At 39.2% G+C, this 12,543-nt stretch carries 16 protein-coding genes and 1 pseudogene; 8 read left to right on the top strand and 9 right to left on the bottom strand.

Annotation, left to right across the window (positions count from 1 at the left end; translation table 11 throughout):
* Window positions 1–67 precede the first annotated feature (67 nt).
* Genes PG766_RS16230 through PG766_RS16220 form a run of 3 tightly spaced genes read right to left on the bottom strand, consistent with a single transcriptional unit; the run spans window position 68 to window position 840 of the window.
* The gene (locus tag PG766_RS16230) at window positions 68–424 is read right to left on the bottom strand and encodes a DUF3846 domain-containing protein (protein ID WP_270591317.1); all 357 of its coding nucleotides are present in this window, start codon (window positions 422–424) and stop codon (window positions 68–70) included.
* 13 nt (window positions 425–437) lie between these two features.
* Entirely contained in the window at window positions 438–626 is a 189-nt protein-coding gene (locus PG766_RS16225; RefSeq protein ID WP_270591313.1) for a hypothetical protein, read from the bottom strand.
* On the bottom strand, window positions 604–840 hold the full coding sequence (locus PG766_RS16220) for a hypothetical protein (RefSeq protein ID WP_270591307.1): 237 nt from the start codon (window positions 838–840) through the stop codon (window positions 604–606). The genes PG766_RS16225 and PG766_RS16220 overlap by 23 nt, the downstream gene beginning before the upstream one ends.
* Before the next feature lie 245 nt (window positions 841–1,085).
* On the opposite strand from PG766_RS16220, the gene PG766_RS16215 reads away from it, so the two are divergent.
* Window positions 1,086–1,694 carry a hypothetical protein gene (locus tag PG766_RS16215; RefSeq protein ID WP_195370898.1) on the top strand — a complete coding sequence of 203 codons (609 nt, stop codon included), beginning with the start codon at window positions 1,086–1,088 and terminating at the stop codon, window positions 1,692–1,694.
* Between the two features lie 118 nt (window positions 1,695–1,812).
* Here PG766_RS16215 and PG766_RS16210 read toward each other — a convergent pair whose 3' ends face one another.
* Together PG766_RS16210 and PG766_RS16205 are read right to left on the bottom strand one after the other, a co-directional pair.
* The gene (locus PG766_RS16210; protein ID WP_117835734.1) at window positions 1,813–2,031 is read right to left on the bottom strand and encodes a hypothetical protein; all 219 of its coding nucleotides are present in this window, start codon (window positions 2,029–2,031) and stop codon (window positions 1,813–1,815) included.
* A 48-nt stretch (window positions 2,032–2,079) separates the two neighbouring features.
* Complete coding sequence (locus tag PG766_RS16205) at window positions 2,080–2,277, bottom strand: helix-turn-helix transcriptional regulator (RefSeq protein ID WP_070098893.1); 198 nt, start codon at window positions 2,275–2,277, stop codon at window positions 2,080–2,082.
* Window positions 2,278–2,434: 157 nt separating this feature from the next.
* Between PG766_RS16205 and PG766_RS16200 the strand changes: the two genes are divergently transcribed.
* The 3 genes from PG766_RS16200 to PG766_RS16190 all read left to right on the top strand — a co-directional run bounded on the left by PG766_RS16200 (window position 2,435) and on the right by PG766_RS16190 (window position 4,212).
* Window positions 2,435–3,064, top strand: a complete 630-nt coding sequence (locus PG766_RS16200; protein WP_082424145.1) for a LexA family protein — start codon at window positions 2,435–2,437, stop codon at window positions 3,062–3,064.
* A gap of 54 nt (window positions 3,065–3,118) precedes the next feature.
* Window positions 3,119–3,643, top strand: coding sequence for an NINE protein (locus PG766_RS16195; RefSeq protein WP_117835732.1), 525 nt, complete (start codon window positions 3,119–3,121; stop codon window positions 3,641–3,643).
* 125 nt (window positions 3,644–3,768) lie between these two features.
* Window positions 3,769–4,212, top strand: coding sequence for a DUF4231 domain-containing protein (locus PG766_RS16190; RefSeq protein ID WP_195253332.1), 444 nt, complete (start codon window positions 3,769–3,771; stop codon window positions 4,210–4,212).
* On the opposite strand, the gene PG766_RS16185 is transcribed toward PG766_RS16190, so the two are convergent.
* Window positions 4,205–4,396, bottom strand: coding sequence for a hypothetical protein (locus PG766_RS16185; RefSeq protein ID WP_195253331.1), 192 nt, complete (start codon window positions 4,394–4,396; stop codon window positions 4,205–4,207). The two genes, PG766_RS16190 and PG766_RS16185, sit on opposite strands and share 8 nt — an antisense overlap.
* A 23-nt stretch (window positions 4,397–4,419) precedes the next feature.
* On the opposite strand from PG766_RS16185, the gene PG766_RS16180 reads away from it, so the two are divergent.
* The 4 genes and pseudogenes from PG766_RS16180 to PG766_RS16165 form a co-directional block, all read left to right on the top strand.
* Window positions 4,420–4,839: a TIR domain-containing protein gene (locus PG766_RS16180; RefSeq protein ID WP_195253330.1), complete on the top strand. Its 420-nt coding sequence runs from the start codon at window positions 4,420–4,422 to the stop codon at window positions 4,837–4,839.
* 132 nt (window positions 4,840–4,971) lie between these two features.
* On the top strand, window positions 4,972–5,517 hold the full coding sequence (locus PG766_RS16175; protein ID WP_270591293.1) for a Uma2 family endonuclease: 546 nt from the start codon (window positions 4,972–4,974) through the stop codon (window positions 5,515–5,517).
* Between the two features lie 203 nt (window positions 5,518–5,720).
* Entirely contained in the window at window positions 5,721–7,112 is a 1,392-nt protein-coding gene (locus PG766_RS16170; protein WP_270591292.1) for a recombinase family protein, read from the top strand.
* A gap of 17 nt (window positions 7,113–7,129) precedes the next feature.
* Window positions 7,130–7,933 (top strand): annotated as a pseudogene (locus PG766_RS16165) (ABC transporter substrate-binding protein); the annotation flags it as partial.
* Between the two features lie 78 nt (window positions 7,934–8,011).
* Here PG766_RS16165 and PG766_RS16160 read toward each other — a convergent pair.
* The 3 genes from PG766_RS16160 to PG766_RS16150 all read right to left on the bottom strand — a co-directional run bounded on the left by PG766_RS16160 (window position 8,012) and on the right by PG766_RS16150 (window position 12,289).
* Window positions 8,012–8,716, bottom strand: coding sequence for a DUF975 family protein (locus PG766_RS16160; protein WP_055157747.1), 705 nt, complete (start codon window positions 8,714–8,716; stop codon window positions 8,012–8,014).
* Between the two features lie 79 nt (window positions 8,717–8,795).
* Window positions 8,796–10,619: an ABC-F family ATP-binding cassette domain-containing protein gene (locus PG766_RS16155; RefSeq protein WP_118199402.1), complete on the bottom strand. Its 1,824-nt coding sequence runs from the start codon at window positions 10,617–10,619 to the stop codon at window positions 8,796–8,798.
* Window positions 10,620–10,906: 287 nt separating this feature from the next.
* A complete protein-coding gene (locus PG766_RS16150) occupies window positions 10,907–12,289 on the bottom strand; it encodes an NCS2 family permease (RefSeq protein ID WP_022220236.1) in 1,383 nt (460 codons plus the stop codon).
* Between the last annotated feature and the right edge of the window lie 254 nt (window positions 12,290–12,543).

The raw sequence follows: 12,543 nt of genomic DNA, 5'->3' as shown, positions 1-12,543 counted from the left end.
AGTGCTTAGATTATTCGTGTACCTTTATGGTTGCGGCGCTTGCGATATTTCTTTTCGCAAGCGTTTTTTATTCTTCTTTTAAGTACGAAAAATTCATTTTCAGGAATACCATCAGAGCTTCCGCATCATCCGGTGCTTCAATATCTTCTCCGGCTGCAATTGCAAATACAATATCTCCTAAGATTGGCCATCCGTGCCTGTCTGCATCATAAAAATAGCTTCCAAGGCGGTTGACTTCTTTCTGCTTCATTATTCCATCCTCATCCACTAACATGATCACAGGCATCTTAAATGTCTCATATAAGGTTTTCGTGCTTACGATTTCAAAATGCCCGCCTACTGCTTTCTGTAGATCACGGAAATCATCAAAGTTTATATCAATTACTGATATAATGTTATCCGGTGTTACTTTTACTGTTTTCACTGCTTGTCCTCCTTTATCCTTGCACTTTTATTGTTTTTATTCCTTTATCATCCAGGCAATCTGCGAAATTCTTTAGATATGCGATTGCCATCCGTTTATGGTAATCCGCAGTCTTGTCTACTCTTTCCAGAGATTCAAGTGTTTCGATCATCTTGTCGATCTCGCCTACTCTGATGCTCTTACGCTGCTTCTCTTCTGGCATGCTCCCTCGCCTCCCTTATCTTTCTTTTCCTGTGCCGATATTCCAACATCCGGAAGTATTCCAGCGCATACGCTCCAGCCGCAAACACTGCAAGTCCAAGAGCTTCATACAGGTAAAACAACTCCTGTTGTTCTACCGAGCACCCACCAACCATGCACATAAATCCAAATACAATCGCTGTTTTGCTTAATATCTTTGCAATCTTATAAAACATCTCTCATCCCTCCTTTGCTTGTCCAACTGGTACCGCTTACGCGGTTTTCTCAATGGTATATGTAATTTTCACTTTTTCCTGTTCTTCCAATAAAGAAATCATCACCTGTATGATTTTTTCGATATCGGGTTTCATGCTTACCACCTACTTTCTATTGAAGTTTATGCGGTGCTGGTTGTACTTGTTGATTTGTCCTACTACTGTCTGGTATAATTTCCGTATCAAATTATGAAAGGATAATCATCATGCTTTCGTTTGTATCAAATATCGATTTAGAAAAAATTATAAATATTTTATTAGAGCCATCTGTCACTCTTACTCTTGGCATCTTTACATTACTAATTAGTCGAAACTCTAATTTATCTACTTTAGCTCGTGAAAGACTAGATAAGGTATACCATCCACTCTTTTTAGAAATCGAACCTTTTTTATACAAAAAAGTATCTCTTAACGACATAAATGCTTTTCTTTCTAAATACTATGAATTAGAAAACTCACATTCTCTTCTTATTGATCCTGTTTTACGTCAAGAGATTCGCTGGCTTGAAAAACCATCTGCTCTGCAAGAGGATAAATATGGCTATAATCAATGGTTCCGAATTTGCGATCAGATCTCCAAAACATATGACAAATTATGTAAACAAGCTCATCTCCCTGTTCGCAGTATTTCTTATCGGATTAACTACAGGCAATATCGTTCAAAAATTCGTATGATATTCGCTCTTATATGGATTGAACTACCAGCAATTGCATTTTTTAGCCTATTACTCGGTTTCGCATCTCCACGTCTTTTAGCTGTTACATATGCATTGTTCTTTTTATTTTTGATGAAGACATTTTTGGATAACTTGTAATACAACGATTGCGCAAAGGAATATAATAGCTACTCTTTCTCTGGGATATCTGTTTATCAGGTATCCCATTATCAAAGCAATTCCAACAATATACAGGACAACCACTATTCCCATTTCCTCACCTCATTTTCTCTTCATCTTTCTCAACAATTATTCTTATCGGCAATTCATTTGATACAAGGCACGTTCCCACAACGCTGATGCTCAATAAACCAAGCCCCATCAATATCCGCATCAACATAATGCTTATGTCTGTTGGAAAATAACGTTCGCCAACAGTCACAAGAAGTAATGGCACAAAAACCAGTATCCAACCAATTATTTTTCTTAGTTTCACATTCTCACCTCTCTCCCTCTATCTTTTTTATCAAATTTAATTTGATTATTAGGGTAAAAAAATATACTCCAATGGCATATTGTAAAGCTTACTAAGTTCTCTGCTTTGTGAAATTGTAGGCTCTGACTTACCTTTTTCCCAATTTACCACTGTATTTTTCGAGACATGCATCTCCTTTGCTACATCTTCTTGAGTCATTTCAGCATTTACTCTAGCCGCCGCAAGGGAAATTTTTAACTTATTCAATTTATTCACCTCCCACAAATCTTATTTTTCCTCGTTACGCTTATACTATAAGTCAAATTTAATTTGATGTCAACACTAAAATACAATTTTTTTTGATTTTTAGTTGATTTTAGTCAAATTATATTGTAGTATGTGATTATGAAAGAGGTGACAAAATATGACTGATATAGAACAGAAAAAAATTTTTTCTAAGAACTTAAACTTTTATTTGTCCAAAGCAAATAAAACCCAAAAAGAAGTCGCTGATGCGATATCTGTTTCTCCACAAACATTTAATACATGGTGTCAAGGTATAGCTTTGCCAAGAATGGGAAAAGTTCAACGACTTGCCGATTATTTCCATATTGAAAAATCTTTTTTAATAGACGAACATACCGAGCAACCTTTTCCTAAATCTAATATAATAAAAGTTCTTGGACGCGTTGCCGCCGGCATTCCACTAGAAGCCATTACGGATATTGTAGATGAAGAAGAAATCCCTGAAGAATTAGCAAAAACAGGTGAGTTTTTTGGATTAAAAATTAGTGGTGACTCAATGGAACCAGATATTCATAACGGAGACACAGTAATTGTTAGAAAACAAGATGATGCCGAGTCTGACGAAATCGTTATTGCTCTTATCAACGGAAACGATGGCGTATGTAAAAGGCTAAAGAAATATGCAGATAGTATTGCTCTTATTTCGCTAAATCCTAATTACGAACCTATGTATTTCAGCCAAAAAGAAATCAGCGAGAAGCCTGTTAAAATTATCGGGAAAGTTGTAGAACTACGGCGAAAATTTTAAGCGGATACAAACACACATTCATGTATTTATTTTTAACGCAGATTGGAGGATTTTATGAATAAAACAGTTAGAATTATTGTAACTATTTTGGGTGGATGGTTTGGTCTTCATAAATTTATTGATAAAAAAATTGGAATGGGGATTCTTTACCTTTTCACATTTGGTTTATTCGGAATTGGATGGATTTACGATATATTTAAAGCTTTTTCTTCTTCACCTTCATCGTTCCAGTTAAAGCAGTATATCGCGCCTTCTGTTCCTGGAATATTACATATTAATGATAATTCTTATAACTTAGCGTACAATTATAATCAGGTTAACCTCTACACTAAAGAACCTTTTTATTTCGATATTCCATTCGGTTCTTCGCTTGGTATTCAGCCGGAACCAACAAACAAATACGATAGCCGTGCAATTTTTTTCACTTGGAAAAATACAAATATCGGTTATATCCATAAAGGTCAATTGCAGGACATGATACACGATTATCTTTCTCCGAACCGTTATGTAATAGCAACATACGAATCCATAGATTGCGGAAATGTAATGATCACTCTGTCATTTTATAAAAAAAAGTAATAAGTACGGAATCTGTAAACAGGTAGATAATTATGTGGTGTATTTTATACCACAGTTGTCTGTGATGAAATTGGTATAACCGCATATGCGATTATATAGAAACACTTTTTATGAGGAGGTTCAACTTGAATATTGATGAATACATAGATCAACGACTGGATGCACAGATAAAATGGTATAGTGAAAAATCCTCTCACGCTCAAAAAATGTACAAACGTTCTCAAATTATAGAAATAGTCCTTGCTTCTAGTATTCCTCTTCTTTCAGGATATACATCAAATCGGATTTATATTTCTATAATAATTGGTGTGTTTGGAGCTATAATAGCCATTATCGAGTCATTATCCAAACTATACAAATGGCATGAAAATTGGATTCAATATCGCACAACTAGCGAATTATTGAAATACCATAAACATCTATACTTAACCCAGTCGCCACCTTACACCACTGGCGATGCTACTATAGAGAATATTTTTATAAAAAACATCGAAGATATTATTTCTTCCGAGAATAACCAATGGAAAGCGAATGCTGCATCTGATTCTTCAAAGAAATCTTCTAATTAACTGGCTCATATGTTTTTTCAAAAACATCTGGCTTACAAGGATACTGTTCTCCTCTAATGCCAGTGATAATCCAATCGCCTGGAGCGGCTCTCAAAGGGCCTTCAAGTGTTTGAATGATCATCTCTTCGTCAGTTTGATATGCTTCAATTACTATTGGTTTTTTTCTAAATTTCAAACTATTCACCTCGTTTCAGAAAGGAGTTAATTATGCCAAACTTATATAACTATCGTTTATTTATTAGCCACGCATGGAAATATGGACCAGACTACATTCGTTTAGTAAATCTTCTCGATAATGCATCATATTTTTCATACCATAATTATTCTGCACCTAGAGAAAAACCTCTTTTTCCTTCTGGTACACCTTACACATCTACAGATATTGCAAATAAAATAACCGATAAGATTCGTCCAGCCCAAATTACTTTAGTTATATCTGGAATGTATGCTGCTTATAGTGATTGGATGAAATATGAAATAGACGAATCCAAAAGAATGGGAATGCCTATTTTAGGAATTGTTCCTTACGGTCAAGAACGGATTCCTCTCTATGTTCAGCAGAACGCAACTGAAATTTTGCGTTGGAACACTGCCTCCATCGTATCGGCTATAAGACGTTATGTTTAAGCCATTTTCATTATACCAATATTTTTTTGCTGTTTCAATGCATGCGCAATTTACTTTGTATAGCAAAAAACATCCTTGTTTCAATAGGCAATAATATTTTTATATTTCTTTTTTCAGAAAGGACGTGATCACATGCCATTACCAAAACCAAACACCTACACAGTTGAAGATATCTATCTTCTCCCAGATGGACAACGCGCCGAGCTGATTGATGGTCAGATCTACAATATGGCTCCACCAAGTCCATTGCATCAGAAACTTGTAATGGAATTATCTGCAACCATCAGAAACTACATTAAATCAAATAGTGGTTCCTGTGAGGTTTATCCTGCTCCATTTGCTGTTTTTCTTAATCAGGATAATTATAATTATGTTGAGCCGGATATCTCCATAATATGTGATCCAAACAAAATGAACGACAGAGGATGCAACGGCGCTCCTGATTTCATCATTGAAATTGTATCGCCAAGCAGCCAGCGCATGGATTACCTTACAAAATTATTTAAGTACCGTACAGCCGGTGTCCGCGAATACTGGATTGTCAATCCAATGACACGGATCGTCCAAGTCTACTGTTTTGGTGAGCCAGAAGATTCTACGCAATATTCTTTTGATGAAGAAATCAGTGTTGGAATCTACAGCGATTTAAAAATCTGCATTGCAGATTTACTGAAATAAAAAAGAAAACCGCTCCTGCGCCAACAGGAACGGTCGAGCGATGAAACATACGCCAATATGTTTCTCTATTAAGTACTCCGAAGAGATACCCAAATGCAATAATATTGTATCATTTCCGGAGCAGCCACGCAAGAGAACAAAAGTTCTCAGGCTGTTATTTTTATACTCATTTTTACGTATATTGAAGAGAAAGGTGATATAATATGCCAAGTAAAATTGAACGCTGCGCCATTTACATCCGTGTGTCCACCGCTGAACAGATGATGCACGGTAAATCCCTGGAAGCGCAAAAGCAATACCTGACCAATTACGCCAAAGAACATAATATGACCGTTGCTGGAGTTTATGCTGACGAGGGTAAAACTGCCCGTAAAGAATTAAAAAAGCGAAAAGCCATCCATGCCCTGCTTGAGGACGTAAAAGCCGGAAAAATTGATGTGATCATCTTCTGGCGGATTGACAGATGGTTCCGTAATCTGTCTGACTTTTATAAGGTCCAGGAAGTCCTTGACGATAATAACGTCCGATGGATCAGCACCAGTGAACCCGGAATCAATATGGAAACCAGAGATGGTCGGCTTCAGCTGAATGTAGTCCTGTCTATTGGCCAGAATGAAGTGGATACCACCAGCGAACGTATCAAATTCGTAAACGAAGCATCTATCCGACAGGGAAAACTGATCTTCGGTGATGTGAATATGGGGTACGGCTACAAATCTGGAATCATTGATGGTGTAAAACGTATGGTAAAAGATCCAGATCGAGAAGACACTGTAAATGCCTTTTATCGTTTTTTCTTTAAGCACCATGCCAAAGGGCTTTCCATGCGCTATATTCAGGAAAATTATGATCCGGATTTTACATGGGCGAATATGCGAACACTGCTGTCGAGTGAATTTTACAAAGGAACCTATCGCGGGATTCCATACTGTCCTGCTTACCTGACAGAATCCGAATGGAACAATCTGCAGGAAATACAGAACGCAAATGTTAAGCGTGCTCCTTCTGGCCGGATTTATCTTTTCAGTAGCATGATAAATTGTCCGATCTGTGGACGCAGGCTTAGCGCAAGAGGCGGTTCGTCCATTATCAACAGGAAAACCGGTGCCAAAAAAGTATACTGCTATTACCGATGCAATAAAGCTTTTATTGATCACAAATGTACATACAAGCACATGGTAAGTCAAAATCTCATAGAACAATACCTGATTGATCATCTGGAATATGAATACAATAAATTCAAAATAAAATGTGAAAAAATTGAAAAGGAACAAGAGAAAAAGAAGAAAGTTCAGACTCCGGAAAAGCTCCAGAAAGAATTGGAACGATTAAATCTTCTCTTCCAGAAAGGAAGAATCGAATGGGATTATTACAGCAAAGAATATGATCGGATTGAAAACGAACTGAATGAATTGTTAAATGCTGCTCCGGAATTAGAACCTGATTATGCTTATCTGGAAGAGCTGCTGAATACAGACTTTAGAACAATGTACTACAATTTAACACAAGAAAACCGCAGAGCCTTCTGGCATTCTATTATCCGGGAGATTCACCTGAATACTGATCATACCATCGACTCTGTTGATTTCTTATAGCGTCTTGTACTAACTGGTTAACTCCGTTTGGGGCGGATAAAGTTATGACCGCCGTCCTCTCCGGTGAGGCAGATATTGGCTTTATGGGAAGTGAATCTTCGATTTATACTTACCAGGAGGGTGCAAATGATGTCATCAAAAACTTCGCGCAGCTTACGCAGCGCGCCGGAAACTTTCTGGTCGCACGTGAAGAAATGCCGGATTTTTCATGGGATGATCTGAAAGGAAAAGACGTTCTTGGCGGAAGAAAAGGTGGCATGCCGGAAATGGTCTTTGAATACATTTTGAAAAAAAACGGAATTAATCCACAGAAGGATCTTTCTATCAACCAGAGTATTGATTTCGGTTCAACCGCTGCTGCATTTTCCGGTGGGCAGGCAGACTATACCATCGAATTTGAACCGAGCGCTACTGCCCTTGAAGCGGAAAATTCCGGTTATGTCGTTGCTTCTCTCGGCGTTGATTCCGGCTATGTCCCATACACCGCCTATAGTGCCAAAACAAGTTATCTGAATGCTAATCCGAACATCATCCAGAAATTCACCAATGCCCTGCAAAAAGGAATGGATTTCGTTCAGTCCCATACTCCGGAAGAGATTGCAAAAGTCATTGCACCACAGTTCAAGGAAACCGATCTAGCTACAATTACAACCATTGTCAGCCGTTACTACGAACAAGACACCTGGAAATCGGATCTGATCTTCAACGAAGAAAGCTTCAATCTGCTGCAGGATATTCTGGAAAACTCCGGTGAGCTGAAAGAGCGTGTTCCTTATGAAGAACTAGTTACGACTACCTTTGCGGAGAAGGCCGCCCACTAAATAAAAGCGCAGACGCTTCATTTTAAGCCAGCGTCTGCGCTCTATTCTTACATTTTAAAATTTATCCTTCTGAAACTCTTACCGGATATATCCCTCCTGATAAGCCTTTTGCTTATTGAATGTGTACATCTCCGCAAAGGATGCCTGTACATACGGATTTACATAAAAAATTGCAAGAAGTCCACAGGTAACCGCACTCAGCAGATACCATCCAAGGAATGACAGATCCATGATAAATGCTTCCATTTTTTCTCCATCCATCATCTGTTTACTGATCTGGAATGCTTCTTTGTAATCCATTGCCGGATTCTCAGCAATAATATATGGTACCATCAGATATTCATAATGCTTAACGATTCCAGGTACCACCAAAAGCAGACTCCAAAGTGCAGTAAATAAATCTCTTAAAAACATGGTAAGAACAATATTAACATAATGTCCGGAACGGAAACCGTCAAGCAATGTTCCGATTCCCGGCTGTGCAGTCTGGTTCAGGATAAAGAACCGGTATCCACCCATTTTCAGGAGATTACCTACAAATACTTTTGCCACAAGGACAATCAGTATTACTACCGTTGCGATTCCTGCAAGCAATCCGGTAATCATTCCCACATTAAATAAATTTCCACTATATATATCTGAATTCTCACTTACCCGTCTTGCACTGGATTCGCCAGAGACTGTACCAAAGATTCCCATCAGAAGCGCAACTACAACGGCTGACACATAATTCTTCTTAAATGCCATATTTCCTCTCATTTTAAGTTCTGCTCTATTCCACATCATATACCTCTCCTCCTTCGAATACATTGATATGATTCTCACTACCTATACTTTATCATCTGTAAATCTGTCAATCACTTTACTGATTTTCTATCTGCTCAGCAAGATCATTCAAGTACACCCATCTGTCCATCTTTTCTTCCAGTGTTGTCTCTGTTTCTTCTTTCTCTTTCATAAGTTCGGACAACTTCACGGAATTGGTGGCATTCTTAACCATCTCCCGATCCAGCTTTTCGATCTTCTCTTCCAGCTTTGCAATATCCTCATCGATCGTCTCGTATTCCCGCTGTTCTTTATAAGAAAATTTCAGCTTTTTCTCCCGCTGCTTCCAAGTCTTTTTGCTGTCAGACTCACCGGTCTGTGCAGAAGCTGCATCTGACATATTTTCTGCAATTGTCTGTCCGTCTTTCGGTTTTTCAAGCTCCACACGGATCAGATAATCGGAGTATCCACCTTCCGACTGGCGGATTTTTCCACCTCCATTAAATGCAAAAATACGACTGACAGTACGATCTAGGAAGTACCGGTCATGGGATACAATCAGAATAATACCATCAAAATGATCCAGATAATCCTCCAGGATTGTCAGCGTCTGGATATCCAGATCATTGGTTGGCTCATCCAGGATCAGTACATTTGGTGCTTCCATCAAAACACGTAGTAGATAAAGTCTCCGTTTCTCGCCTCCGGATAACTTTTCGATCCTCGACCACTGCATTGCCCCGTCAAAAAGAAATCGTTCCAGCATCTGGGACGCGGTAATCTTCCCGTCAGAAGTTGCAATGTACTCACCTGCTTCTTTTACATAATCAATGACACGCTTGGATTCGTCCATATATTCATTCTCTTGCGAGAAATAGCCAATCTTGATTGTTTGTCCAATTTCAACAGTTCCGACATCCGGTTTTATGATCCCGTTGATAATCTTGAGCAGCGTCGATTTTCCACATCCATTATGTCCAATAATTCCGATTCGGTCTTTCTTCAGAAAAATATAAGAGAAATCTTCGATCAGCTTCTTTTCTCCATAAGATTTGCAGATTCCGGAAAGTTCGATTGTTTTATTCCCTATACGGGAAGCCACAGAATCCAGCATTACTCGCTTTTCTTCCTGAATATCTTTCATTTCCTGCATAGCATGAATCCGGTCAATATGCGCTTTCTGTTTGGTACTTCTCGCCCTTGCGCCGCGGTGCAGCCATTCCAGCTCCGTGCGCAAAAGGCTTTTTCTCTTACGTTCTGTGGCAAGCTCCATGTTCTGACGCTCGGCTTTCAGACGCACAAACTCGGAATAATTGCCTGGATAGTTATATAATTTCCCATGATCAACTTCCACGATACGATTTACCACACGGTCCAGGAAATAACGGTCATGCGTAACCATCAGGATCGCTCCCCGGAACTGGATCAGATATTCTTCCAGCCATTCGGACATCTCATTGTCCAAATGGTTCGTCGGTTCGTCAAGGACCAGAATGTCTGCCGGTGTTAAAAGTGCCCGGACAAGTGCCACCCTTTTCTTCTGTCCGCCGGACATATGCTCAATCTTTTCAGCATAATCGGTAAATCCAAGCTGGTTCAGCATAGACTTTGCTTCTGCCTCGATCGTCCAGCGGTTCAGCTCATCATAATTTCCTTCTGTTGCCGCGCGAAGAATTGTTGTTCCTGCTTCAAATACCGGCGTCTGCGGAAGATAGCAGATCTTCACCTGATTCCCCATGCTGATCGTTCCGGCATCACTTTCTTCGATTCCGGCAACGATTTTCAGCAAAGTGGATTTACCCATTCCGTTGACTCCGATCACACCGATTTTTTCATTTTTATTGATTCCAAATCCCACATCATCCAGAAGCACACGATCCGTATAGGCTTTGGATACATGTTCCATTGTCAGTAAATTCATATATTTTCCCCTGTGATTCTCTGTTTTGTCTTTTTCCATTATAGCAATTTGTACGGGTGCTAGTCAATCCAAAGTATCTCACCCGGCACCGATTCTGACACGCAAAAAGCACAGAATCCTATCCGTTACCGGACAGTCCCTGTGCTTTCACATATCCCCATATTCTTTTTATCTTATGATGTGAGTGTCAAAAATAAATTTTGCCGCTCACTGGTGTAATCAGATTGCTCCATTGCTAAGCAAGCTTGCATCGGCTTTCTGACCTTTTTGACCCTGGTATCATCATCTTATAAGAAAATATATTTCAGGATAAACAGTATCACCAGTACATACATCAGTACACTGATCTTCTTTTCTTTTGCTTTTCCTGTAAGTACGTTGATTACTACATAAGAAATCACTCCCATGGAAATACCTTCTGAAATACTGTAGCAGAATGGCATTGCCGCGATACAGATAAAGCACGGAATTCCTTCGCTGTAATCACTGAAGTTAATTCCTGCCACATTGCTCAGCATATAGAAGCCGACGATGATCAGTGCCGGAGCTGTCGCAAAGGACGGAATTGCAAGAAAGATTGGTGATAAGAAAAGGGAAATTCCAAACAGGATCGCTGTTGTCAGGGATGTTAAACCTGTACGTCCTCCTTCTGTTACACCAGAAGCACTCTCTACGAATGTTGTTGTTGTAGAAGTTCCGAGTACTGCTCCAACTGTAGTTGCAACTGCATCTGCCATCAGTGCCCCTTTAATTCTCGGAAGCTTTCCGTCTTTGTCAAGCATGCCTGCCTTTGTAGATACACCGATCAGAGTTCCGAGTGTATCAAAAAGATCTACGAAAAGGAATGCAAATACTACAACAACGAATTCCAGTGAAAATACATTCTTAAAATCAAGCTTTCCAAATACCGGTGCAAGGCTTGGAATTGCAAGTCCGGAACTGAAATCCGGAAGCAGACTGTAGAATCCGATCTCCGGATTCGGTACATAAAGACCTGCTATCTGGCAGATGATTCCAAGTATCCATGTGATCAAAATACCCCAAAGGATATTTCCTTTGATGTTCTTAATCACCATGATTGCTGTGATCAGCACACCTATGATTGCAAGAAGTACAGTAATTCCAACGTTATTGAAGCTTGCTTCCACTCCATTTGCCTGATTATATGCATCTACGGAGAAGAGCTGTACCAGAGTAGATCCTCCAACAACGATATTGGCATTCTGAAGTCCAAGAAATGCAATAAATAATCCGATACCAACGCTGACTGCTGTCTTAAGACAGGTTGGAATTGCATTGAAGATTGCTTCTCTGACATTCGTCAGGGAAAGAATAATGAAAATAATACCCTCTGCAAATACTGCAGTCAGTGCAGTCTGCCATGAGTAGCCCATACCAATTACTACAGTATAAGCAAAGTAAGCATTCAGTCCCATACCAGGTGCAAGTGCAAATGGATAATTTGCAAATGCTGCCATACACAGCGTACCGATCAGTGATGCAAGTGCTGTTGCAGTAAAGACTGCCCCCTGATCCATACCCGCTGCGGAAAGAATGCTTGGATTTACTGCCAGGATATACGCCATCGTCATAAATGTCGTAATACCTGCAAGAATCTCAGTTTTGACGTCGGTGTGATTTTCTTTAAGCTTAAACACCTTTTCCAACATATTGTTTTCCTCCTGCTGTTTGTCTTGGATATTCCCTCTCTCTCCTTAAAATATCCTCGTACTATTTTCTTGTAGCAGAGAATATTTTAGCAAAAAAAAGAGAGAAAGTAAACACATTACTTTCTCTCTGATTTCTAACTCTTATTCGCTATTACTGTTCATAGTAGCTGTATACCGCAACTATTTGCTCTCTCTGATCTTCTTTCTGAGCGGAAGTACCATTGCAGGGGATACGGATAATTCGTCTAATCCCA

The organism is Coprococcus sp. LG101-27 (assembly GCF_027695515.1).
Lineage (GTDB): Bacteria > Bacillota > Clostridia > Lachnospirales > Lachnospiraceae > Allocoprococcus > Allocoprococcus comes.
Note: the sequence above shows the minus strand (reverse complement) of the source record. Positions and strands in the feature narration are given on the sequence as shown.

Excerpts from the sequence above, each read along its gene's own strand:
- PG766_RS16155 (WP_118199402.1), bottom strand. The coding sequence starts at position 10,619 with ATGAATTTACTGACAATGGAACATGTATCCAAAGCCTATACGGATCGT.
- PG766_RS16180 (WP_195253330.1), top strand. The coding sequence starts at position 4,420 with ATGCCAAACTTATATAACTATCGTTTATTTATTAGCCACGCATGGAAA.
- PG766_RS16200 (WP_082424145.1), top strand. The coding sequence starts at position 2,435 with ATGACTGATATAGAACAGAAAAAAATTTTTTCTAAGAACTTAAACTTT.
- PG766_RS16225 (WP_270591313.1), bottom strand. The coding sequence starts at position 626 with ATGCCAGAAGAGAAGCAGCGTAAGAGCATCAGAGTAGGCGAGATCGAC.
- PG766_RS16195 (WP_117835732.1), top strand. The coding sequence starts at position 3,119 with ATGAATAAAACAGTTAGAATTATTGTAACTATTTTGGGTGGATGGTTT.
- PG766_RS16150 (WP_022220236.1), bottom strand. The coding sequence starts at position 12,289 with ATGTTGGAAAAGGTGTTTAAGCTTAAAGAAAATCACACCGACGTCAAA.
- PG766_RS16170 (WP_270591292.1), top strand. The coding sequence starts at position 5,721 with ATGCCAAGTAAAATTGAACGCTGCGCCATTTACATCCGTGTGTCCACC.
- PG766_RS16215 (WP_195370898.1), top strand. The coding sequence starts at position 1,086 with ATGCTTTCGTTTGTATCAAATATCGATTTAGAAAAAATTATAAATATT.
- PG766_RS16160 (WP_055157747.1), bottom strand. The coding sequence starts at position 8,716 with ATGTGGAATAGAGCAGAACTTAAAATGAGAGGAAATATGGCATTTAAG.
- PG766_RS16220 (WP_270591307.1), bottom strand. The coding sequence starts at position 840 with ATGTTTTATAAGATTGCAAAGATATTAAGCAAAACAGCGATTGTATTT.
- PG766_RS16175 (WP_270591293.1), top strand. The coding sequence starts at position 4,972 with ATGCCATTACCAAAACCAAACACCTACACAGTTGAAGATATCTATCTT.